At 69.8% G+C, this 1,952-nt stretch carries 1 protein-coding gene; it reads left to right on the forward strand.

Annotated elements, in window-relative coordinates; genetic code table 11:
• The coding region (locus GTY56_RS21435; protein WP_161366980.1) for a non-ribosomal peptide synthetase at window positions 1-1,952 on the forward strand (1,952 nt) is incomplete at both ends.

Below are 1,952 nucleotides of genomic sequence, written 5' to 3' on the forward strand. Positions count from 1 at the left end.
GAGAACCGGGCTCCGGAGTGGGTGGCGTTGCCGGTGCAGTACGCGGATTACGCGCTGTGGCAGCGGGAGCTGCTCGGTGACGAGGACGATCCCGGGAGTGTGATCTCGCGTCAGGTTGCCTACTGGCGTGAGACATTGTCCGGTTCCCCGGAGGAGCTGGAGTTGCCGTTCGACCACACGCGGCCGTCGGTGGCGTCGCATCGGGGTCATCGGGTGCCGTTGGAGGTTCCGGCGGAGGTGCATGCCCGTCTGGTGGAGGTTGCGCGTGCCGAGGGTGTGACGACGTTCATGGTGTTGCAGGCGGCGCTGGCGATGCTGCTGTCCCGGCTGGGGGCGGGGACCGACATTCCGATCGGTTCGGCGAACGCGGGGCGGACGGACGAGGCGCTGGACGACCTGGTCGGTTTCTTCATCAACACGTTGGTGATCCGTACGGATCTGGCGGGTGATCCGACGTTCCGGGAGCTGTTGGGGCGGGTGCGGGAGACGAGTCTGTCTGCGCTCGCGCATCAGGAGGTGCCGTTCGAGAAGCTGGTGGAGGAGCTGGCTCCGAGCCGGTCGATGGCCCGCCACCCGCTGTTCCAGGTGCAGCTCGACCTTCAGAACAACGCCCAGGCCGTCCTCGACCTGCCGGGCGCCCGGGCGGGGGGAATACCCGCCGGGGCAGCGGTGGCGAAGTTCGACGTCGAGGTGAGGGTCGGGGAGAGCTGGGACGCGGAGGGCGCGCCGGCAGGGCTGCGCGGTTCGTTGATCGTGGCGGCCGACCTGTTCGACGCGCGCACCGCCGAAAGCATCGCCGGACGTTGGACTCGGACCCTGGACGTACTGACCGCTGATCCGACCCTGTCGCTGAGCGCCCTTGATGTGCTCGGGGAGACCGAGCGCCACCAGATGGTGATGGAGTGGAACGACACGGCACGGGAGCTGCCGACAGGTCTGGTGCCGGGACTGTTCGAAGCCCAGGCGCCGCGGACGCCGGACGCGGTGGCGGTCGTCGCCGAGGGCGTCGAGACGTCCTACGCGGAACTCGACGAGCGCGCGAACCGGATCGCCCAGTTCCTGGTGAGCCAGGGCGTCGGCCCGGAGTCGATCGTGGGGCTGTGCCTGCCACGCGGGATCGATACGGTCGCCGCGATCCTGGCCGCGTGGAAGGCCGGGGCGGCGTACCTGCCGATGGATCCGGAGTATCCGGCGGAGCGGATCGGCTTCATGCTGCGCGACAGCGGTGTGGTGCTGACCTTGACGACGGAGGAGATTCTCGACGAACTCCCCGCCGGCCGTGGGCGCCTGGTGGCGCTGGACGATCCGCTGACCGCGACGCAGCTGGCGGCCGCTCCGGCGACGTCTCCCGGCGTAGCGGTGGAGCGGGACGGTCTGGCGTACGTCATCTACACCTCGGGCTCGACGGGACGCCCGAAGGGCGTGGCGGTCACCCACGGAGGCCTGGCCAACTATGTGACGTGGGCGGCGGACGCGTACGGGAAGGGGACCGGTGGCGCCCCCCTGCACTCGTCACTCGCGTTCGACCTGACCGTGACCAGTGTGCTCGTGCCGCTGATCTCCGGCTCGGCCGTCGTCGTCAGTCCGGTCGGCGGTGCTGAAGGCCTGGCCGAACTGATCCGCGCCAGCGATGAGTTCGGGCTTGCCAAGGTGGTCCCCGCACATCTGCCGGTGCTGTCCGAGATGCTCGCGGACGAGCACACGACGGCCTCCGCCCGCACCTGGGTGGTGGGTGGTGAGGCACTGCCGGGCGCCGTCGTCCGCGAGTGGTTGGAGCGGTCGCCGGACTCGGTCGTCGTGAACGAGTACGGACCGACTGAGGCGGTCGTCGGATGCAGCGTGTTCGAGGTGCGACCGGGACAGGAGGTCGGGGAGTCCGTTCCGATCGGGCGCCCGGTGGCGAACACACAGCTGTACGTGCTGGACGAGCGGCTGTCGCCGGTGCCGGTGGG

Origin of the sequence: Streptomyces sp. SID5643 (assembly GCF_009872555.1) — a bacterium.
GTDB lineage: Bacteria > Actinomycetota > Actinomycetes > Streptomycetales > Streptomycetaceae > Streptomyces > Streptomyces iakyrus.